The sequence below is a fragment of the Rania fehmarnensis genome (assembly GCF_056494185.1).
Genome location: NZ_CM151398.1, coordinates 8770373 through 8792774 on the forward strand (window position 1 = coordinate 8770373; position 22402 = coordinate 8792774).

Below are 22402 nucleotides of genomic sequence, written 5' to 3' on the forward strand. Positions count from 1 at the left end.
ATGTTTAGTTGCTCTCTTGTTCCAGAATTGCCAGTGTGGTTTTGAGAACCGTGTCAGGATTCAGCGAGATGCTATGAATGCCTTGCTCAACCAGGAACTTAGCGAACTCCGGATAGTCGCTGGGTGCCTGTCCGCAGATGCCGATTTTGCGCCCCCGAGCGCGGCAGGTGGCGATGACTTGGGCAATCATTTTTTTCACGGCGGGATTGCGCTCGTCAAATATCGGCGCAACGATTTCGCTGTCTCGGTCGACTCCGAGAATGAGTTGAGTTAGATCGTTTGAGCCGATGCTGAAACCGTCAAAGATGTCGGCAAATTCTTCGGCGAGAATAACGTTGCTGGGAATCTCGCACATGACGTAAAGCTCCAACTGGTTTTCGCCACGCCGCAATCCGTGCTTTTCCATTTCGGCCTGCACACGGCGGCCATCCTCGACGGTGCGACAGAAGGGAATCATCAGCTTTAGATTGGTTAAGCCCATCTCGTCTCGTACTTTTTTCATGGCACGACACTCGAGCGCGAATCCCGCTTGGTAGCGAGGGTTGTAATAGCGGCTCGCTCCGCGAAAACCGAGCATGGGGTTCTCCTCTTGCGGCTCATAGGCACGTCCGCCAATGAGATTGGCGTATTCGTTGGTCTTAAAGTCGCTCAAGCGCAGGATCACGTCCTTGGGATAGAAAGCGGCGGCAATCATCCCGACACCCTGCGCCAACTTGTCCACAAAAAATTGTGGCTTGTCGGTGTAGCCGGTTGTAAGCCGTTCGATCTCAGCTTTAGCTGAGGAGTCTTCAAGTCGCTCGAAGTCGACCAGTGCCAGCGGATGGATTTTAATGTAGGTCGTAATGATGAACTCCATGCGCGCCAGACCAACGCCTTCGTTGGGAATGAAGGAGAGCGAGAAAGCTTCTTCAGGATTGGCCAGGTTCATCATTACCTTCGTGCGCGGATGGCCGAGTGTCTTAAGGCATATGCGCTTCACTTCAAAGGGCAGCACACCGTCATAGACGAACCCCGTGTCTCCTTCAGCGCAACTCACGGTCACCATTTGGCCGTCCTTGAGTGCCTCCGTTCCGTGCTCTGTACCGACGATGGCTGGAACGCCCAGCTCACGACTGACGATTGCCGCGTGGCAGGTGCGACCGCCGCGATTGGTAATGATGGCAGCGGCTTTCTTCATGATTGGCTGCCAATCGGGATCGGTCTTATCCGTCACCAATACCTCGCCCTCTTGAAACTGATCGATGAACTGCGCGCTCTTGATGACTCGAACTCGTCCAGTGGCAATCTTCTCACCGACGCTGCGCCCGCTTGTCAGCACCGAACTGCGCTGGCCCAGTTGAAAGGACTCCAGCACTTCTGGGTCTTTTCGAGACTGCACTGTCTCGGGCCGCGCCTGCACGATGAACAGTTCCCCGGTTCGTCCGTCCTTGGCCCACTCTAAGTCCATGGGAGCCGGCTGGCCACGCTTGGCGGAATAGTGATCTTCGACGATGCAACCCCAGCGCGCAAGCGCCAAGACTTCGTCATCGGAAAGCGCTAGCTTAGCGCGATCGCCTGGCGAAACGGGAACGTTCTTGACCATCTTCCCGCCGCCCGTGTCATACACCAGCTTGAATTCCTTGCTGCCGATGGTCCTTTGCAGAATCGGTCGGTGCCCCGTCTTCAAGGTCGGCTTGAAAACAACATACTCGTCCGGCGTAACCGAGCCTTGTACAACGTTTTCGCCCAAGCCATACGCGGCGCTGATGAGTACCGCATCGCGAAACCCAGTCTCAGTATCGATGGTGAACATTACACCAGAGCAAGCGAGGTCGGACCGCACCATGCGCTGTACGCCGATACTCAGCGCGAGCTTAAAATGATCGAAACCTTTGTCCACCCGATAACTGATCGCCCTGTCGGTAAAGAGCGACGCGAAGCAACGCTTGCAAGTCTCCAGTAGAGCTGTAATACCTTGCACGTTTAGATAGGTTTCCTGCTGTCCGGCAAAGCTTGCGTCGGGCAAGTCCTCAGCGGTGGCCGATGAACGCACAGCTACGTCAAGTGGCACGGCACTGTCGCCTTGCAATTGGCCATATGCCTCAGCGATGAGGTCTTGCAGATCTTGCGGAAGTTTCGCATCGAGGATCGCGTGACGCACATCATTTCCACGTTGACTCAAATTCGCCATGTCGCTTGTGTCTAAGTCGGCGAGCGTCAGGCGAATGCGGTCATCTATCTTTGCTTCGTGGATGAAATGGCGAAAGGCGTCAGCTGTAATGGCAAAGCCGTTCGGAACTTTCACCCCCATGCCTGAGAGCTCGCGCACCATCTCACCAAGTGATGCGTTCTTGCCACCAACATGCGGCACATCAGCTATGGTGATATCAGCGAACCAACGGATGAAGGAATGTGCATCGGAAGTCTTCATGGGATTCTCTCTTGTGTGTGGATAAATGGTCTACAACGATTTCGCCAGTAGCGAGGCGAGGTCAGCTGTGCGGCTGGAGTAGCCGCGGAGCGAAAATGGCAGGTTCGCTTCCTGCATTGGAATATTCATCGTCGACACACTCGCGATTTCATACATTCAACTTGACAATCACTGAGCGAGAAGCAGTGGGATTTTTGTATTGCGAAGCGTTTCAAGCAGAGTGTCGCCCAGGACCTTCCGCAGCAACACGCTACGAGCGCTGTTCCCCATGACGATCATGTCGGCCTGCCACAAGTCCGCTTCCGCCAGAAGCAACACGTTTGGATCACCTGGGTTGTAATCATGGGTCACTCGATAGCCGTGCGCCCGACAGTAACCCTCAGCAGCCACCAACAGTTCACGTGCCTTGTCGTTGGAAGCATGAAACGTGAACAGTCGCAGTTCCGCTTCAGGCCACAGTCGCAGTTGCACGAACCGCTTCATCGCCTTGGCCGACTCCATGGAACCGCTGTAGGCGATCAGCACCCGAGAGATGTTACGGTACTTCTCCGAAACGGCAATCAGCGGACCAACACCAGCAGTGACCAAGCGAACCAGGAGCGATTCAGGATCTCCAGCCAGAAAGTCGTATTCAAAAATGCTGCGCAGGCCAAACAACATCAGGTCGTGATATCTTGCCAGATCGATAAGCGACGTGAACGCATCGCCAGATTCCTCGGTGACGCGATGTTTGACATTGGCTGTCTGGCAGGCAGATTCAAAATCGGAAACTGCTTGTTGAATCTGCAAACGCGCAATCTCCAACCGCTCCGAGCAAACCCACCCGCGATTCGGCGCTGTCACCAGACCGGTGCCCTCGCTATGAACGAGACTCTTATTGAATATGGTGACTCCCGTCACCTCGGCATCATGCGTTTGCGCCAGCGTAACGGCGCGCTGAACAGCCACGGTTGTATAGGGTGTGCCCGCCAATCCTACCAGGATGCGTTTTATCATGTTCGTCCTCCTTGCTCTTCGTATCTCATCGTTTTGGCTCCCTCGATGGCATTTCTGCATCGGCAACCGTCGCGAAACCGATACTCGCCGAAACTGTCCATTGCCGTCGAATCCACTTCTCCAGTCCCACAATCGAATAGGCCACTACGGCGGTCAACAGAATCCTCCACCAGGCGTCCCAACCAATCGGCTCGCTATGGAAAAATTGGTTCATGAATGGAGCGTACGTGAACAGCAACTGGAGCGTCACCATGCAGCCCGCGCCTACCCATATCCACAGATTGGAGAAAATGCCGATTTCAAACATCGACTTGGTTAGCGAGCGGCAATTGAACAGATAAAAGAGTTCCACCATCACGAACACGTTGACCGACACGGTTCGAGCGTAGGCATCGCTGCCACCTTTACCTAAAGCCCATTCGAATGACCCAAACGCACCGACAAGCAATATCAGTGAAACGAGCAAGATGCGACCGATTAAAATGCCAGTCAGGATCGGTGTCGTGGGATCGCGAGGTGGTCGCTGCATGATGTCTGTTTCTTTGGATTCGAAAGCCAACATCAGCCCTAAGAGCACTGCCGTGGTCATATTGATCCACAGGATCTGCACGGGCAGGATCGGTAGAGTCGTGCCTGCAAAAATCGCGGCCAGGATAACCAAGCCTTCACCCATATTCGTGGGCATCGTCCAAACGATGAACTTGGTCAAATTGTCGAATACCCCGCGTCCTTCTTCGACGGCGGCTTCGATGGTCGCAAAATTATCATCCGTCAGGACCATGTCGGCTGCTTCCTTGGCGACTTCGGTACCGCTGCATCCCATGGCCACACCAATGTCGGCTTGTTTTAGCGCCGGCGCATCATTGACACCGTCTCCAGTCATCGCAACGATGTGGCCTCCCGCCTGTAGAGCGCGGACCAGACGCAGTTTTTGTTCGGGCGTCACGCGCGCAAATACGGCCACTTGATCGGCAGTTTCAATCAGTTGAGCATCGGATCGCTCGGCCAGTTCGCGGCCAGTCAGCACCAGCGGTCCTTGGGGCGTGGCTGTCCGCCCGTTCAGTCCAATCTGTCTGGCAATAGCCTGAGCGGTCAGGGCGTGATCGCCCGTGATCATCTTGACATGGATTCCAGCCGTCTGGCACGCTTGCACCGCGCTAATAGCTTCTGGTCGCGGTGGGTCGATCATCCCCTGCAGACCCAACAATGTCAGCTCTTTCACGTCAGCGTGGCCAATCGACTTTGTGTGGTCATGCAAGTCGGATGACGCCAGAGCCAGTACTCGCAAGCCTTTGGCGGCCATACACTCAAGCTGCCGTTGCAATGCGTCTGAATCTATCGGAACCCGATGACCACTTACATCGAGCATCGCCACGGACTTTGGCAGAACCACCTCTGCAGCCCCTTTGACATACAGTTTGCACTTGCCGTCAGCCGCGCTCTCATGGAGCGAAGCCATGTACTGATGTTGACTCTCGAATGGAATCACATCGATCCGGCGCAAACGTACTGACCATTCCTTAACGTCCATTGCCGCTTTGGAGGCCGAGGCAATCAAGGCACCTTCCGTTGGATCGCCTTGAACCTCCCATCGTCCCGATTTTTCTGCCAGTGTTGAGTCGTTGCAAAGTAGTCCAGCTAGCAAGCATTCGCGCGCAGCCATGTTCTCTGCCAGTGTAATTCCAGACTCGCTCACTGTTTTTATCTCACCAACTGGGCCGTAGCCACTGCCGGAGACTTCATAGAAAGTACCACCTGCCAGGATTTCGCTGACGGTCATTTGATTGACTGTCAGCGTCCCCGTCTTGTCGGAACATACGATCGTGGTGCTTCCCAAAGTCTCGACGGCGGGCAACTTTCGGATGATGGCTCGACGACGCGCCATTCGCGCTACACCGATCGACAATGTAATCGTGACAGCTGCTGGCAGTCCTTCAGGAATGGCTCCGACTGCCAGGGCTACTGCAGCCATGAACATCTCGAAGGCCGGTTGCCCGCGCATCCAACCCACCAGGAACGTCACGCCAGCCAGCCCCAAGATTACTACCAACAACAAGCGGCTGAACTTGGCAATTTTGCGCGTTAACGGCGTTTCCAACATGTCAGCAGTGGAGATCAGTTTCGAGATGTGTCCTACTTCTGTACTGGCGCCTGTCGCGAAGACCACACCGCGAGCTTGACCGTAGGTCACGAGAGTGGACGTGTAAACTAGATTGCGACGTTCTGCGAGTGAAACGTCCGCAGGCATCACATCCCTTTGTTTGTTCACCGGCACCGACTCTCCCGTCAGGGCCGATTCATCAATTTGCAGATCGCGACAGTAGAACAGGCGCATGTCTGCAGGTACTTTGTCGCCCGACTGTAAAAAGACAATGTCGCCTGGCACCAACTCGGTTGAGGAGATTCGCCGCATCTCCCCGGCTCGCAAGACGCTGGCTTCGGTCAGTGTCGTCTGGGCCAAGGCTGCCAGCGCCTTGGCTGCACTAGACTCCTGTAAGAATCCAATAACCGCATTCACTAGAACGACGCCGAAGATTACAGCCGAATCAACCCACTCGTGCAATACTGCGGTGATGGCTGCCGCCATCAGCAAGATGATCACCAACGGTGTATAAAATTGCAGCAGGAACCGCATCCAGGGACTGGTTCCTTTCGCCGCAGGAATTAGGTTAGGGCCGAATCGCGTCTGTCGAGCCTGAAACTCCAGGATGTCGAGCCCTTTTTCGGCGTCCGTGCCCAACAACTGCAAGACTTCTTCAGCGGGAATTTGGTGCAGATTATCTCCGACAATTCGATCCACAGTTTGATCGTCCTTGGGTTGCGTTAAGAGTATCGACTTTGGTTAGCGACGGAACGATTATGGGCCAGCGCCAGACCAACGGATATCGAACCCTACGACCATAGTGTTTTGGTGGAATCCACCATCACGATGGCGAGGTGGAATCGCTTCAATGAGCCGCGTCGCGAATGACCTAAACTAAACCAAGAATCTCACATCAAAAGCAGTGACATCGCCGCTGCGATCACACCATAGACGAGCATCGGTCCCACGGTCCGTTTGAGTATTTCCCCCTCTCGATTCTCCAGACCGAGTACCGCGCAAACGGCGACTATGTTGTGGATGGCGACCATGTTTCCCATCGCACCTCCAACGGATTGCAGTGCGATGATCGTGGTCCGATTCAACCCTAGCTGAATGGCAATGGAGTCTTGAATCGGCCCGAACGTGAGGTTGGAAATGGTACACGAACCTGCGAAGAATGAACCAGTCGCTCCAAGATACGCAGAGAAGTACTGCCACGAACTACCGCTGACCGCAGCCAGCGATCGACCCAAGATCATCACAGAGGACACTTCGTCGCCCGCCATCAGCAGTCCTACAAGCACCAGCGCTCCAAGCAACGAGAGTACTGGCTTGACCATGCAAACGGAGGTTTGATTCCATACAAGCTTGGCAGTTCCAGTAGGGGCACGCAGCACCCATAACGAAACTATTGAAATCAGAATGAACGGTATCAAAGATGGCACATAAAGCACCTGGTGCATCCATTGAGTTTCGGTTCCGAAAATATTCTGCAATTGCATGACCAGGGCGGCGCTTATAGAAAAACGCCCCAAGCTTCCCAGCGAGATCTCCCACGCGGGAGTGGTTGCGGTAAGTGCATCACGCAGACCGAATTGCGGAATGCGCGTTAAAAGAAGCACAAACACCGTCGCCCAAAGCGGGAACAGTGCCCTCATCACAGCGTTCACCTTCGGAGAGGCACTCGCATCCTCTGCTAGCTCGTCGTCGCTCGTGAGACCCACTCCATTTTTCGCCAGCCAAACGGCAAATATGAGACCGATCATTCCTCCAACAACAGCCGGAAACTCATCACTAATCCACGCCAGCCCCGTCATAGGTACGACACACGCCGCCAGCGCGAGGTAGATAAACACCGAGTTACGATAAATCTCTTTCCAAGTCAGTAGAAGGCGAAATGCCAGCAGCGGGACGACGACAGCTGCAGCGCTATGGACCAGCGCGGACTTCCACGCGACTGCTTGTAGTTCGCTCGAGCTCAAATTTAACTGGGCAAATCCAAACCACGTAGGCGTACCAACTGCACCGAATGACACAGGGACACTATTGAGGATCAGACAAGCCATCGCCACACGCACCGGCGGAAAACCTAGGCCGACTAATAGTGGCCCAGCCAGTGCGGCGGGTGTTCCAAAACCACTTGCGCCTTCGATGAGAAACTGAAACGACCATCCAATGATGACGACCTGCGCCACGCGATTGCGGGTAAGACTGTTAAGCCAATGGCGAATCGTTTCCATCGCCCCGCTGATTTCCATCGTGCGGAACAGAAAGATCGCACCCCACACGATCGAGATCGGAGTCAATGCCATCAACAAGCCCGACACAACCGCAGCATTCACGACGCGGGTATCCGTGCCAAACCACGTCAGTCGTATCGCGTAAGCAATCGCCGCAGCCAGCGGCAGCGCCCGCGAAGAAGCCATCGGTGACTTCTTCGTCATCGAAAAGATGAGCAACAGAATGGGTAAGGCCGCAAAAATCAGATCGACAAATGGCATCAGCTTTGAAGTACTTCCACAATTAGTTTGACGACTGTTCGCAAGGCCACATCAGAAGTCCAGCCTTATTCATAGCGACCCAGAGACGAAAGTCCAAGTGCAGAGAGTCGATCTTGACTATGGACCAGGGCGAGGCCAATGGAAATCAAACCCTACGACCATAGCCTTTTGGTGGAATCCACCATCACGATGGCGATTTGGAATTGCTAAAATGAATTGTGGCGCAAATGCCCCACGCGAACCAAGAGATTCGATTCAACTAATACAAAATAGGCTTCGCAAACAATGGAAGACTCGGCTTCGACACAGGGGGCCAATGAGAGCGAAAATCGCTACCGTTGGTTGCGAGCTGCCGTTGCTGACTATCACTACCACGTCCAGGTATGTGATGGCCGGATCGTACGAAAGATCCATGGAGCCGGTTGTGAGAAAGTAACTGGGTATAGAGCTGAAGAATATGCGGCCGACTCTACGCTGTGGCTTGCGATCGTAGTGGAAGTTGATCGTTCGCTTATTGAGCGACAAATGGACAGTGTGCTCGCGGGCAATCGTCCCTCTGCGGTTGAGTATCGCATCCATCGGAAGAACGGCCAGTTGCGTTGGATCAGCAAGATGGTTATTCCCTACTACGATGACCATAACCGTTTGGTCGCTTACGACAGTCTGGTTACCGATATCACCGAGCGGAAACTGGCCGAAGAATCACTTCGCGATAGCGAGGAACGGTTTCGCTTGATTTTTGAGGACGACTTGACGGGCGATTACCTGGCCGCGCCCGACGGTGAAATTCTGTTATGTAACCAGGCGTTCGTCGATATCTTTGGTTTCGATAGTCGAGAGGAGGCGGTTGGCAGTAACTTGGCTAACCTGTACATGGCGCCGCATTCCTGGCCGGCCTTTGTGCAGTTGCTATGCGAAAATAAGGCACTGGAAAGATACGAACGTGCGGGACGCCACAGCGACGGTACGATTCGGCACGTCATCGAGACTGTGTTGGGTACGTTCAGCGCTCGAGGAGAATTGCTTAGAATCAAAGGATATGTATTCGATGACACCGAGTCCAAGATTGCTGCTGCCAGACTCAAGCGTCGCAATGAAGAGCTTGAAGGACTTGTCGCTCAGCGCACACTTAGCATGCGTGAGAAGCACGAACATCTGCAAGCCATCTGGAATTCCGCCTTTGATGCAATCATCACGATTGATGGCCGTGGATCGATTGAGACGGTGAACCGAGCGACAGAGAAAATGTTTGGCTACACGGCTGCAGAGTTAATGGGCCAGAACATCAAAATGCTGATGCCCAAACCCTATAGTGACGAACATGATGGCTATATTCGCCGCTATCACGAGACGGGTCAGGAGAGAATTCTGAATACGCCACGTGAGCTTGTCGCTGTGCGCAAAGATGGTTCGATATTCCCCATTGATCTCTCCGTGACGCAGGTTGATCATTCGGCATACTTTACAGGTATCATTCGCGACATCTCTGATCGGAAACGGCTGCAAAGGCACATTCTCGAAATTTCTTCGGAAGAGCAGCGTCGTATTGGCCGTGAACTGCACGACGGCACGGGGCAAGAATTAACCGGGCTGACTTTGACGGCCGGTGCACTGCTCGAAATGATCGATGCAATACCAAGTCCAGATGACGCAGGGCAGTCAATTCGACAGCTCGATGAAAACGCTTATATTCGTATCCGCAATACAATAGCCAAGGTCAATCACCAGTTGATCGCTGCGAATCGCCATGTACATGAACTGTCTCATGGAATCATGCCCGTTCAGATCGATTCTGGAGCACTGCAGTCTTCCCTGGAAGAGTTGGCTACATCAACCACCATGCTACCGGCAATCCATTGCAGATTTCATTGTCCGCTGCCGGTCACCGTTTCGGATAACTCCACTGCGACTCACCTGTACCGCATCGCCCAAGAGGCCGTGAACAACGCACTTCGACACAGTCAAGCCACGGAGATCGTTTTATCGCTGACGCAATGCGGTAGAGAAGTTGTGCTGGAGATATTGGACAACGGAGCTGGAATAGAGGAGAAGTACAGCCGAACAGCCGATGCCAAGAAAGATCGCGGTATGGGGATGCGTACGATGCGGTACCGCGCTGGAATCATCGGAGGCACTTTGCAGATCGAACGACGCGCTACTGGCGGAACGTCGGTCAGATGCGTATTAGTGCAGGCCAACGAAAGTGATTCGTTATGACAGTAATGAGTCGACCCGCGAGAATTCTTATCGTTGATGACCATCCTTCGGTTCGGGATGGATTGTCGTTGCGTATCACCTTGAACTCAGATTTCGTAGTTTGCGGCGAAGCCGATTCCGAGGAAGAAGCTTTTCAGCTTGTGAAACAGTCAGCGCCCGACTTAGTACTGATTGACATATCGCTTAAAGAAGGAAACGGCATCGATCTGATCAAACGGATACGATCGTACGATCCCGCCATCAAAATGCTGGTTGTCTCAGGCTTCCAAGAGTCACTCTATGCTGAGCGAGCTTGTCGAGCTGGAGCGTTGGGATACCTCAACAAACAGGAGTCCAGTGTTAAGTTGATTGAAGCGATTCGAACCGTCCTGACAGGCGAACGCTTTCTAAGTCCCACCCTCGCTCGTCGATTAATCAACCAATCGTTGGGCGTTCGCGACCAGACGAAGAGTCCGATCGAAAATCTTACGAACCGCGAACTTGAAATTTTCCGCATGATCGGTGAGGGATTGACCAGCGGCGCTATTGCCGAACGTCTTTTCCTGAGTCCTTACACCATCGATTCCCACCGGGAGAATATCAAACGTAAACTTGACATCAGCAACGCGGCTGAATTGTCACGTGCCGCAGTCCAATGGTTGCTGGAGAACGGATAAGCACGCCTCGGCCATTGCATGCGTTCGGCGACTTTCGCGCATTTCATGGTTCCGATCGCTGGCGTCACCATTGGCGGCTTGTAGCATAGCCAATTGGCGATCTGCATATCGACACGAAGATTTGGGTTTCGGTGCCGATGAGGCTTCTTCGGCCCCACCGAGCCTCGCCTCGGTGGACCGATGACTGATCGGCTAAGCCCGCTGGACCCTAGCCCACCAATCATGCTCATGTCTCATCGACAACCTCGCCATTCAAGTCGGTAATCAGATCATCGATGGAGCGAAAGAACCAGTCTAGCGAACCCGCTCCAGTCAATGAGTCTAGATCACCCGAGTCATCGAGCACATCGACTTGCTTGGCCAGCGCGACACTCGGAACTCCCACACCAGCTCTGAGCGATGTAATACGTTCGATCTGAGTCTGAGCACTGGTCCATGTGGCCAGCAAGGTGTTCACGTTGCCAAAGACGGCATCATGCAGCGTGCGCCCAGCGATCAGGATGTCTTCATCATCGCCACCGCTGAGAATGTCGGCACCCATCCCACCAATCAGCATGTCGCGTTTGCCTAGACCGCTCAGTTGATCGTTGCCACCGTTCCCAATTAGTACATTGGCGAGCCCATTGCCCGCCAATGTATCGCCGGCTGAACCACCGACTGCGTTTTCAATGGTCACGGCAGAACCGAGTCGCAGCGTACGATTGGTATGCACGCTTTGCACGGCGGTTGTAGCCAGGTTGAGCGTCACGGGAATATCAAGCGCTGCAAAGCTGATCGTATCCAAACCCGCGTTGGCTAACTCGGTAATTTGGTCCGCCTCGGGGATCAGGGTCGGGTCAAACAGGTAGACGTCATCGCCTGGCCCGCCACGCAGATCGTCATTGCCGCCAGCGCCGTTTAGCGAATTCGCGTTTCCGTTACCTATTAGCAAGTCCGCCACCGCGCCGCCAATTGCATTCTCAAACGTATCGCCTGCGTTCAGTTGGAGGACTCGCCCCGTATGAACAGTCTGTGCCGTACTCAATCCGAGATTGAGTGTCACGGATGTCGGCAATCGATTGAAGTCGAGCGTATCCGAACCCGCGCCGGGCAATTCGATTAACTGGTCATTCTCCAAAATCGCCGCTACGCCCAACACGTATCGATCGTCGTCCTCTCCTCCTAATAGAATGTCATCACCAGCGTCACCATTGAGCGTGTCATTACCAATGCCGCCCATGAGCGTGTCATTACCGCCTGCACCCACCAGCGTATCGTTGCCGGCATTGCCTTCGATCACATTGACCAGCGCGTTGCCGACCAGCACATCGGGACCTTGACCTCCGATGATGTTTTCAAAGCTGGTGCCTGACAGCAGATTCAAGGCCAGGTTACCGTTGATATTTTGCTCGACCGAGAAAGTGAGATTTACTTGCACCAATGCATCGGTGGGCGTGAAGTCTAACGTATCGATACCACCGGCCGACTCATCCAAGCGAAACGCCACCGGTTGGTTGACATCGGCATCGAAGCGATAGATGTCATCGCCAGCCCCGCCCGCAAGAGTCACTGCCTCAAAATCTTGTGCTGTTAGCCTGGCACCATTGGTGCTTATGCCCGCATTATCCACAATGAACACATCGGTGCCGCTAGTGGCCTCGATGCGCAGTGAATCATTGCCCCCGCCTCCTCTGAAATCAAGCACTAAGGATTTCGGGAAGACTCCATACACTTCGGCAGCTTGAATGAGATTGAAGGCATGAGTGACGGTCACGCTGTCGCCCGTCGGCGAAACCTTGACGGTGAAAACATCGTTAGCAGTAGTGCCTTGGAGTAACTTCTGTACGAAGAGTTCGCGTCCATGAATGTCGTCTTCGGCGGATAGGAACACGTTGGAACCAACGGTCGTGATGTTCTTGGGATTGCCGCCAAAGAAGCCTGGCACGAAACTGGCGATGCGTTTGGTGCCCAAGGCGGTGCCATCGCTACGATAGAGCTCGTTGCCATTGACGGAATCGTCGGCGGCAAAATAGAGCAGGCCATTGACATTGGTCAGATTAATAGGAAAAGAGCTCGAGGTGGGGCTGATGTTTCTCACTCGCAAGGTACCAGCGGCCGTGCCATCGCTGGCCCACAACTCACCATCATTGACGCTATCGATCGCCGTAAAAAAGAGCTTGCCGTTAACGTTGGTTAGTTCACTGGGATACGAACTACCGATGCCGGCACGGATGTCTCTGACGCGCACCGTACCGGCACTAGTACCGTCGCTCTTCCATAATTCGTTACCGGTCGAGCCATCACTGGCGCGAAAGTACAGCGTACTGTTGACGACTGTTAATTCAGTCGGATACGAGCCGATGCCCACAGAGCGATTGTGGATGTTCCTGACCATGACGGTACCAGAGGATGTACCATTGCTCCGCCATAATTCGCGTCCATTGATACCGTCACCCGCTTGGAAAAACAGCACACCGCCCATCACGGTCAGGTTGTCGGGTGCGGAACCCAAGGCACCACTGCGAATATTCTTGACCATGCTGGTGCCCGCACTGGTGCCATCGCTCTTCCACAACTCCGGCCCGTTGGTGCCATCGTTGGCTTGGAAGTACAAGGTCCTGCCAACTACAGTCAGACCGGTGATGCCTGAACTAGATAGGCCCGGCCGAATATCCTTAACGAGCTCGGCCGTACCTCTGGACGTAAAGCGCCACAGCTCGCGGCCCTGTGTTCCGTTATCAGCGACAAAGTACAACGTGCTGTCGATGTTCACCAATTGACTAGGAGCCGAACTAACTATGCCACGTCGGATATCGACGGCCAGAGTAGTGCCACTGGTGGTACCATCACTCTTCCAAAGCTCGATGCCGGTGGCTGGTTGGTACGCGGCGAAGAAGAGGGTGCCATTCACATTGATCAGCGAGGTAGGATTCGACGATTCCACGCCTGCATTGATATCCGCCACGCGCGATGCGTCGGTTCCGTCGCTCGACCAGAGCTCAGTGCCACTATCTGGCTCCGTGGCCACAAATAGCAAACGCCCATTGACGTTGGTTAGTTCAGAGGGATTGGAATTCTTCGACTCAGCTGTACGGACAGGCACAGTTCCGGGACCTGTTCCATCGCTCTTCCAAAGGTGCTTCACTGAATAAAAGTTGGGATCGCGAGCACTGAAGAACAGCGTGCTACCCACATTGGAGAGAAAGGAAGGATACCCAGCGGCATCCGGACTCTTCACCATCACGGTACCAGCCTCCGTGCCATTGCTCTTCCAAAGAGACTTTTCTTCACTCGAGTCAAAGGCGGTGAAGTAGAGCGTTCCATTGACATTGGTCAGTTCACGGGCATACGAGTTCCCGGCTCCCGGTTTGATGTCGCGCAGCACAACCGTACCGCTGGTAGAGCCATCCGATTTCCACACCTCGCGGCCCAGGTCGACTGGTCCTCCGACACTACCTTGTTGGCTGATTGCTGTGAAATAAAGCGTGCCGCTGACATTGACCAGGGAGGCAGCGCCGTCATTGCCAAACTGATTGGTGTCACGGATCGTCTGCAGGAGGTTGTTACTAACTCTGGTGAGTGCTCCCGAGAAACTGAAGTGGAGCAACCCGTTGAAGTTGATGAGTTCCCTAAACGCATTCTCAGCAAAGCTTGTGGCAACCTGTTGTGTACCCGCGGCCGTTCCATCGGTCCGCCATAATTCGAATGTCTGATTGGCCGTGCCGATGCGCGTCGGTTTGGTTGTGAAATACACAGCACTACCGACATTGGTGAACTGCGCAGGGTTCGAGTCTCGCTTTTGCGTGCTCACACCTGTAGTGGTACCAGTGGCGATGTCGGAAACCAGCACGGTACCGGCCGCTGTGCCATCGCTCTTCCAGATCTCACGCCCTGCAGTGGTGTTGCTGGCGCTAAAGTACAGCGTGCCATTGGCGTTGGCCAGTTCTCTGGGAACGTTCGCGCCTGTGGCCGCATTAACTGGTTTGACCAAGACAGTACCCGCTGCGGTGCCGTCGCTCTTCCAGAGTTGCTGTCCATTGCCACCATTGGCGTTGAAGAACAATGTTCCGTTGACATTGGTTAAGTACGCGGGAACGGAGCTCGCGGTTCCGGGATCAATATCTTTGACGACCTGTGTTCCAATCGCAGTGCCATTGCTCCTCCACAGCTCGTAGCCTGTGGCGCTGGCTTTAGCACGGAAGAACAACAAACCACTGACATTGGTCAATTCATCGATCTCGAAGTCGTCTGGGCCGGGCGCAGGGTCTAGCACCATCACCGTACCACTGGCGGTTCCATTGGTCTTGAACAGCGCCATCCCGGTTTCCGGCGTCGTGGCCGTAAAGTACCCGATGCTGCCGACTTGCACGATCTCACTGGGATCTTCGTAGGCATTGGTCTGCGTGTTGATGTCGCTAACCAGTTCAAAATCGGCAGCCAGCAACCGGCGCGGTTCAGCGATCTCCAGGTCCAGGATGCGTCGCCTAAGCCGCCGCCCAGTGGGCCGTTTCCATCGTAACGCGACATGTTTAGACGTTGCATGGAGCGGCTTGATTGCCACCAGTTGGCGCAAAGAATTCCAGGACATGAACACAGGCTCCAATAATGCATCAAAACTTGACCGCATAAGCCGATGCCGCAGCCCCAGGCATTTGTTACATGGCTGGCGAAATAATTTTCCTAGCTGTTGACTAAGTCACGCAGCGACAATGCAGGCCTGTGTGTACTCGCGCAGTGTTGGGGCGACTATAATACGTTCTGTTGCCCGTTATGTGCAGTTTTTGATCGGAACGACTGTATGACAACACTGTGGGTTCATGATCCTCGTATCGCCAGTGAATTGATTGCTCGGCGGAAAGAGCAAGGGTTTGATCGTTACGACGAAGTGTGGGAGGGAGTCTACGTGATGTCGCCGATTGCCAACAACGAGCATCAGTCGCTCGCTACGCAGCTAACTATTGCCATAGGAACAGCTGTTGATTGGCGAGGGCTAGGGCGAACCTTCACGGGTGCGAACGTGAGCGATCGTCGTGATGATTGGACACAGAACTACCGAATTCCTGACGTGCTTGTTTTCAAGACGGGAACCGGTGCAGAGGATTGTGGTACACACTGGTTAGGCGGCCCTGAGTTCGCAATTGAAATCGTCAGCCCGGGCGATCGCACATTGGAGAAACTGGATTTTTATGCGCAAGTGGGGACAAGGGAGTTGCTGGTCATCGATCGCTCGCCTTGGCAATTATCACTCTATCGAATGAATGCCGAGCGCAAACTTGTGCAGGTCGCACTAAGCCGGTTTGACAACCTTGTTACCATTTCCTGTGCCGAGTTTCCACTCAGATTTCGACTCAATGCCGAGCGGTCTAGCTTGGATATAGAGTCAGGCGAAACTCTAATTCGATCGATTGGCATACAACCTTAGTCCGGGTTGTCGTCACCGAACATGGCAAACCACCAGCCCGCGGCAATCCACTGGTAGCCTTGTCAACAAAAAGCGAAACCCTGAAACTATCCGCGACCACCTTCGCAGCAAGTCTCACAAATAATGTGGCAGCGTGAGCACTGAAGTTTGGCGCGGATCTCGATCAACGCACCTCCACAGACCGGGCAAGCTGGTCGGCAGGTTTCTTCCGTTTTCTTTTCTTCGTTCGCTTCCGACATGGAGTACCACCTCTAGTCGCCCGTTTGATACATTTAAACTCTTCATTCGAAACAGAAACTCACGCCTGGAACTTTAGTAGTTCCCAAGCGCATGCGCCGTGCAAACGACTTGATTGTACGCCATGTTAGTCAAATTGGCTTCGAGACCCGTTGATTTGCGTCTCGGATGGCTCAGCCTCGATGCGACCGTCGGCGAAGCAGAACAAGTCCGACAGCTGACCACACTGGGAACAGCGCACTTCCAAGACCGTGGGGATCTGCGGTTCGACAAACAGATAGTGGTTGTTGCTAATTTTGCCCTGCCAATGCTCGAACCGTCCACCGCATCGCGAGCATGTAAGAGACTGCAGCGCGAGATTGACTTGAGTTTGCAGAGAACTCTGACAACGTCGCTCGCGCAGCCACAGCAGTAGGCCGCCGACCCCAAATGCGATTGGTACAATCGCAAGCCAGAATGTCATGTTGGTATCTCGCAAACGCGGCTTGGCCATCAGTGGCAATTGGAAATCAACAATCTCAGGGCAATGGAGAACTCCAGCTCACTTGGTTCCACTGAAAATCTGAACGCCACGAAGGATCCCGCTTCAGGTAACCAGCCAAAGCGGAGACAACGCGATCAAGTGTCAGATGGCGGTCGTCCGACTCATAACGCTCGATCATCGAGCCTTCCTGATACTCTAGTGCATAGCCCTGCGGTGGTTCTCGTTGCCTGGAGCACCGCTGAACACAGAGACGACCGATGAGGCCGCGAGATACAAGGGACCGGCCCACGCCAACCACTTCACGTGATTCGCTTGATGAAAACCAAATCGGGGCGGCGGGATTCGAACCCACGACCTCTACCACCCCAACGAAACATTGGCGACTCTCCCAACGCGCCCCAAGTCGTTATTGTTATTGTGGTTCTATCGATGCGAGAGGTTCCATGGCATGCACTACGTGCACGACTTAGCACCGTTTTCTCCGCCGTTTCGTGCACATTTCGTGCATCGTGTCTGACCTCAACCGTCAATTGTTTTAGGCTCTTGCATCTTGGACACTTTGTAGCGATTGACGCCTCGACACGCCCTCATGAGCGACTCGGGACCAGAGTGTCATGTTGATCTTTTGCATCGCTGAAGGAAACTCGCCACATCGCAGAACATCACCGCCGTTTCTTGACTCGCTCAGTAATCGACGCAAAGCCCTTCACGGAAACACTTTAGGGCGTCCGCAAAAACAAATTGAGTGACTGGTACGGCCGTTGCCCTGTTCCGAATGGACCATTTGTCATCCTCGGAAAGAGCAACATGATCCACAGCAAGTCCATCGCCAAATTAGCCATCGCATGTGCATTGGCATTCACCGCCGTTAGTTTGCAGTGTGTTGCCCATGGCCCCTGGTCAGAGTTTGGCGTTGGCAGTCATGTTGCGGTGACGCTTATTGATGGTCGCCAAGTACGCGGCCAGATCGACTCGCGCTCGAACGATGAAGGACTCTGGCTCTGCACGAGCTTGGAAGGAGCCACAATTGGCACACTCATAACAACAACCAACATTGTTAAAATTGTCGCTGATAAGCCAGTTGAGTTGCCGGTTCGCGGAGTACTCCAACTTCCGGGGAATACCTTAATGCCAGCACGAAAAGCGGAACCAAGAACGGCACAGACTTTGGAAGTGGTAGCTCAAATTGCTAATTGGGATGGTGATGTGCAGCCTGATGGCGTACGACTGCATTTAATACCGCGTGACAAGAATGGCGAGTTCGTGCCGATAAGCGGTCAACTGGATGTTGAACTGCTGGTAACGAGCATGGACGGTGCGCGCATTCGATCCCAGACTCACGAGCAATGGTCCTCATCCGTTCAATCCGAAACCTACACACAGTTTGGGGCCGTCATCGACTTACCATTTCGTTCATTCGATGCTGTGGCTAAGGGCGATCGGGTACTTGGTTCTCTAAAGGTTCGATTGAAGTTGGCCGGAGAAGGCGTTCTGGATGCAGCTATCGAAGAGTTCCCAATGTTTGGCAAGTCACAAATGTCGCGACTTGAAAAGACAACACGAATTCAACGCCCGTTGCCTTGACTAATTGCGTTTCGGCCAGCGTGGGTTCCGCATAGCATCCTTCAATTGTGGTTCCGGTCTTGGGGCACTTTCCAACGTTGGTGTGAGTAGCGGAGTTGTCGTTCGATACAACTCCATTTGTTCGCCCTGGGTAAGGCAATTTCCAAGCGGTACAATTCTGGGCAATAGCGCCACTACCACTTCGGAACGCTCTCGTTCCACCACCCGGCGCTGGAACAGTCGCCCTACAACCCAGATGTCACCGAGGAAGGGCACTTTTGATTGACGCTCGTTGTCGATCTCTTGAATTAAGCCACCAATGACAATGCCATGGCCGTCAGGCACCATGACGCTCGTGTCAACTTCTGTCGTTTCTTCTTCGGGCAACGTAGTGGTTGGATTGATGTCGCCGCTTGATACTTTGGGGCGCACTTTCATAACGATCTGCCCGTCGGCGGATATCTGCGGTGTGACAGTAAGCACTACGCCTACTTCCAGAAACTGTACATCTTGAAGAGTGCTGGTTTGTGTTGTAGTTGTTACGAAGTAGCCAAGCCGACGTCCAATTTGGATCTTTGATTCTTGGCCATTGACCATCAACAATTTCGGTGCAGCCAGCGTCTTGGAATCATTGGTCGAAGCCAAGAGGTCAAGCAATGAATTGAAGTCGGTCCCATCGACTGTCAGGATCGCAGTTTGCCCTAAGCCTGTCGCCAGCGATTGCGTTCCTAGCTTTACGTCCGCGCCGGATACTCGAGCCAAGGCGTCGAAGTTAATACCATGTCGCGTGTCATCTTCTAGTTTTACTTGCAACATGCGAACTTCGACCATTACCTGCTGGGGTGGACGGTCGGCTTGAGCAACGTAGGCCGCTATACGTTCCAGATAGGGAGGCAGGTCCTCCACCACCAACTGCTCGATGGCTTTACGCTTTTCCTTGCTGTCGACCTGTCGGGCAAAAACCTTTCCGATCGGCGAAAGCAATCCCGTAACCACTTTCTCGATGTCATTTGCAGCTGCATAATTTAGATCAAAGACCCTGAAGGCTCGTCCTTGAACCCAGAAGCTTTCTGACGCTTCTTTCGTGACGGGCGTGAAATAGATTACTTCATTCATTCTGGTCCAAGTGCAACCACTGATCCCTGCCAACGCATCAAGGGCGGTCTCAAGTGTGGTGGGCTGCAAGGAAATGGTTACAGGCGTCGTCAGTGCACTTGCAGCCACAATACTCAGCCCCTGCTGCTGGGCCAGTAACGAAAGCACCGTATTCAGCGGCGTTTCTCGAACGGATAATGTAATCAGCGGCCCGTGCGCTTGAATCATGGCCGGATTCGGAGCGTTCAACACGGGAATCTCCCTTTGCTCTTCCACTACCGCTGGAAAATTTGTGATTTCCTCTGTGCGATAGGATGGGTTGGGCAAAGCGAGGTTGAAGGCTGCTGGCGGCGCAGGCAGAGTCTGCAATGCTTGTCCGCCAAGTTCTGGTGGGATGGGTGTGGCTTCTTGAGTGAAGGCCACAGGACGAACACAATTCTCCACAGGAGTCGGACTGATGTTCGGCAAACTCGTGCTTTGGAATGCCGACTTGCTTGCCGTTTGATTGGTTAACGCTTTGCTCTTAGCGCAGCCGCTCGTAACAATGGATGATAATGCTACGACATGCAATGCAAGCATTGCAAAACGAAGTCCCCACTCGGATAGAATCCGAGCGTTGGTCCATTGCATCTGGAATCCGTGCTGACAATCCATGTTCAAGCAATTCGTAAGCTAGTATCCGCCCCCGAGATCTAACCACGTCGATTGAATCGTCCTTTGGGGAAGTGAGTGGCTATGATTTCTGTCATGGCCAATTGCTCTACGCTATTCGAGCAAGTCACCCAGACCTTCGCATTTTGTGCATACCGCCAATGTCCGGCGTTAACCGCTCAGAAAAGTACGTTAGTTCATGGTAACTTTGGTGCGACTACCCGGAGAAATCAGCATTGGATTGCCGCTAGCAAAACCAGGAGGTGGCTTGTCGAGGAAGATGTGTCGATAGTTGAAGCGACAACTAGACGACGCGTTTATAGTAGTGCACAACGTTACGCCACGAAACAGACTTTCGATCATATCCTGGGGAGCATTGAGGAGGCCTGAAACGTAGACCAAGCCATTGATTTCCGATGCATAACTATCGCTGGTGTCGGTGTCGGACTTTCCGTCGAACGGGGCGGTACTAGGGTTGAAGTTTGTAGTTTGGTTCGCTTCGCTCAGCTCCACGTTACTGGTCTTGAATTGAATATCTCCGCGCACGAGCAGTGCTGGATAGTTCTGAACTGCGGTATCCCATCGGATCGTGCCCTCTATGACGCTGGTGGCTGCAGGATCCAGAAGCACGACCGTGCCTACTACTCGGCAGTCCTTGATGTTTACTGGCTGACCAGCGCAGCGCAACACATAGATACCTTCGACATTCTTAATACCATAGGAGTTGTTCGTGGGGCTTAGAACCTGTTTCTGTATAGTGCGGTAACCATTGACGAGCGGCAATGAATTCACATCGATCTCTGTTCCATTATCAACGTAGTAATCAAACACGGCACTGCCAGGCAAACGACGGACAGCGGCAGCCGGCGATATTGTGCCTTTAATCGTTCCCGAGGCAGTACCAACACATTCGACGTTGCCTTGAATGGAAGTCAACAGACCAGACGCCGTCACATTGCCGCCGCTACTAACTTGTTGATTCGTCATGAACTGAACCGCAGATTTGAGCAGCATATCGCCGCCGCAGTGCAAAGCTGAACCAAGGCATGTCAGCGGCTGGCCGTTTGGCATCAATCGTACACTTTCGGCAACAACTGCTCGGCCAATTCGGCCTACCCCAATTACTCTGACCGAATCGGAATCGTCATCATTCAAATTCCCATCGTCGTCCACCAGTTTCCATTGAAAGACGCCTCTTCCGCACGCAACTTCGCTGCTCAATACGCCGTGACTAAAACGCGTCCGCCAGTCGTCATGCGTTTGAATCTGTGCCACTCCAAACTCTATTGCGGATTCTGCGATAGTCTCAGCAATGATGACATCTGCATCGTCGATAGTCGTACGCAGGCGCAGACTGGCAATTGAGAGGGCGACCAGACCCATTGTTGAAACAGCCAACGAAGTGAACAGTACGGCAACGTACAGGTAGCCCTTCCGTTTTCTACCAAGTCGCATCCAGTTGTTTTTGAAGTTACGCATGTTACTGGTCCGTCGCATGATTGACCAGTGAGACGCCGCCAGAGACATCGGTGTTTGAACCGGTTTGCAGACTCGCTCCCACCCACGTGACTAGCGTTTGGCTCAGCCCTTGGGATTGATGACTGCCGCCAATGCTATATCGATAAGCTGTAAGTGAGTAGGTTCGGCCGGTAGGGGACGTGACCGTTACCAGTATCTGACGTAGCTCCGGTGGACTCCCTTGGATATTGTTAACCACAATGTCGAGCATGGAAGTTTTGTCGACCACAACAACGGCACGATTCCAGCCGGAGAATCCGGTGATTGCGTTGCCGCTGCGATCGGTCGGAGGCGAGTCCGTCCATCCGTTGAAATCGTCCACATCGTCGGTAGTTGTTCGCCCGCCTGGGCCTAAACTCTCGCCGGACTCCAGCCCAAACGTTGCCGTTTGGTTGGGATCCTTGAATGCCTGCATGGTGATTTCGTCGACCAGTTTTTGGGCTAACGCGATACCGTCGCTACTTTCAACAGCCACATTCGCACTTTTCAGGGCAGCACCCACGCTTAGCAAAGAGGTTGTCATGAGTAGACCAACCAGCAGCGATGACACCACAACTTCAGCTAACGATAACCCACGTCGTTTTGAAGAA

The 22402-nt window shown here is 53.6% G+C and carries 13 protein-coding genes; 4 read left to right on the forward strand and 9 right to left on the reverse strand.

The genetic code is table 11. The features are described from left to right. Positions 1-4: 4 nt before the first annotated feature. From ppsA to SH573x_RS29645, 4 genes are all read right to left on the reverse strand, one after another. Positions 5-2410: a phosphoenolpyruvate synthase gene (gene ppsA, locus SH573x_RS29630; RefSeq protein ID WP_479351772.1), complete on the reverse strand. Its 2406-nt coding sequence runs from the start codon at positions 2408-2410 to the stop codon at positions 5-7. A gap of 168 nt (positions 2411-2578) precedes the next feature. Next, a complete protein-coding gene (locus SH573x_RS29635) occupies positions 2579-3406 on the reverse strand; it encodes a universal stress protein (RefSeq protein WP_479351774.1) in 828 nt (275 codons plus the stop codon). A gap of 25 nt (positions 3407-3431) precedes the next feature. Beyond that, positions 3432-6206: a cation-transporting P-type ATPase gene (locus SH573x_RS29640; RefSeq protein WP_479351776.1), complete on the reverse strand. Its 2775-nt coding sequence runs from the start codon at positions 6204-6206 to the stop codon at positions 3432-3434. Positions 6207-6397: 191 nt separating this feature from the next. Then, the gene (locus SH573x_RS29645; protein WP_479351778.1) at positions 6398-7990 is read right to left on the reverse strand and encodes an L-lactate permease; all 1593 of its coding nucleotides are present in this window, start codon (positions 7988-7990) and stop codon (positions 6398-6400) included. A 285-nt stretch (positions 7991-8275) separates the two neighbouring features. On the opposite strand from SH573x_RS29645, the gene SH573x_RS29650 reads away from it, so the two are divergent. After that, complete coding sequence (locus SH573x_RS29650; RefSeq protein ID WP_479351779.1) at positions 8276-10207, forward strand: sensor histidine kinase; 1932 nt, start codon at positions 8276-8278, stop codon at positions 10205-10207. Next, positions 10204-10863, forward strand: a complete 660-nt coding sequence (locus SH573x_RS29655; protein ID WP_479351781.1) for a response regulator — start codon at positions 10204-10206, stop codon at positions 10861-10863. The genes SH573x_RS29650 and SH573x_RS29655 overlap by 4 nt, the downstream gene beginning before the upstream one ends. A 226-nt stretch (positions 10864-11089) precedes the next feature. On the opposite strand, the gene SH573x_RS29660 is transcribed toward SH573x_RS29655, so the two are convergent. Beyond that, positions 11090-15430 (reverse strand): ELWxxDGT repeat protein, encoded by a 4341-nt coding sequence (locus tag SH573x_RS29660; RefSeq protein ID WP_479351783.1) that lies wholly within the window; start codon positions 15428-15430, stop codon positions 11090-11092. Positions 15431-15640: 210 nt separating this feature from the next. On the opposite strand from SH573x_RS29660, the gene SH573x_RS29665 reads away from it, so the two are divergent. Beyond that, positions 15641-16264 (forward strand): Uma2 family endonuclease, encoded by a 624-nt coding sequence (locus SH573x_RS29665; protein ID WP_479351785.1) that lies wholly within the window; start codon positions 15641-15643, stop codon positions 16262-16264. Between the two features lie 364 nt (positions 16265-16628). On the opposite strand, the gene SH573x_RS29670 is transcribed toward SH573x_RS29665, so the two are convergent. Continuing rightward, positions 16629-16964, reverse strand: a complete 336-nt coding sequence (locus SH573x_RS29670) for a hypothetical protein (protein WP_479351786.1) — start codon at positions 16962-16964, stop codon at positions 16629-16631. An 828-nt stretch (positions 16965-17792) separates the two neighbouring features. On the opposite strand from SH573x_RS29670, the gene SH573x_RS29675 reads away from it, so the two are divergent. Next, a complete protein-coding gene (locus SH573x_RS29675; RefSeq protein WP_479351788.1) occupies positions 17793-18569 on the forward strand; it encodes a hypothetical protein in 777 nt (258 codons plus the stop codon). On the opposite strand, the gene SH573x_RS29680 is transcribed toward SH573x_RS29675, so the two are convergent. From SH573x_RS29680 to SH573x_RS29690, 3 genes are all read right to left on the reverse strand, one after another. Then, on the reverse strand, positions 18570-20222 hold the full coding sequence (locus tag SH573x_RS29680) for a type II secretion system protein GspD (RefSeq protein WP_479351790.1): 1653 nt from the start codon (positions 20220-20222) through the stop codon (positions 18570-18572). A gap of 264 nt (positions 20223-20486) precedes the next feature. Next, the gene (locus tag SH573x_RS29685) at positions 20487-21773 is read right to left on the reverse strand and encodes a hypothetical protein (protein WP_479351792.1); all 1287 of its coding nucleotides are present in this window, start codon (positions 21771-21773) and stop codon (positions 20487-20489) included. Position 21774: 1 nt separating this feature from the next. Further along, a complete protein-coding gene (locus tag SH573x_RS29690) occupies positions 21775-22335 on the reverse strand; it encodes a hypothetical protein (RefSeq protein ID WP_479351794.1) in 561 nt (186 codons plus the stop codon). Positions 22336-22402: the final 67 nt, after the last annotated feature.

Bases quoted from the DNA above. Each gene is read 5' to 3' on its own strand.
- ppsA (WP_479351772.1), bottom strand. From the start codon at position 2,410: ATGAAGACTTCCGATGCACATTCCTTCATCCGTTGGTTCGCTGATATC.
- SH573x_RS29635 (WP_479351774.1), bottom strand. From the start codon at position 3,406: ATGATAAAACGCATCCTGGTAGGATTGGCGGGCACACCCTATACAACC.
- SH573x_RS29645 (WP_479351778.1), bottom strand. From the start codon at position 7,990: ATGCCATTTGTCGATCTGATTTTTGCGGCCTTACCCATTCTGTTGCTC.
- SH573x_RS29650 (WP_479351779.1), top strand. From the start codon at position 8,276: ATGGAAGACTCGGCTTCGACACAGGGGGCCAATGAGAGCGAAAATCGC.
- SH573x_RS29655 (WP_479351781.1), top strand. From the start codon at position 10,204: ATGACAGTAATGAGTCGACCCGCGAGAATTCTTATCGTTGATGACCAT.
- SH573x_RS29660 (WP_479351783.1), bottom strand. From the start codon at position 15,430: ATGTCCTGGAATTCTTTGCGCCAACTGGTGGCAATCAAGCCGCTCCAT.
- SH573x_RS29665 (WP_479351785.1), top strand. From the start codon at position 15,641: ATGACAACACTGTGGGTTCATGATCCTCGTATCGCCAGTGAATTGATT.
- SH573x_RS29670 (WP_479351786.1), bottom strand. From the start codon at position 16,964: ATGACATTCTGGCTTGCGATTGTACCAATCGCATTTGGGGTCGGCGGC.
- SH573x_RS29675 (WP_479351788.1), top strand. From the start codon at position 17,793: ATGATCCACAGCAAGTCCATCGCCAAATTAGCCATCGCATGTGCATTG.
- SH573x_RS29680 (WP_479351790.1), bottom strand. From the start codon at position 20,222: ATGCTTGCATTGCATGTCGTAGCATTATCATCCATTGTTACGAGCGGC.
- SH573x_RS29685 (WP_479351792.1), bottom strand. From the start codon at position 21,773: ATGCGTAACTTCAAAAACAACTGGATGCGACTTGGTAGAAAACGGAAG.
- SH573x_RS29690 (WP_479351794.1), bottom strand. From the start codon at position 22,335: ATGACAACCTCTTTGCTAAGCGTGGGTGCTGCCCTGAAAAGTGCGAAT.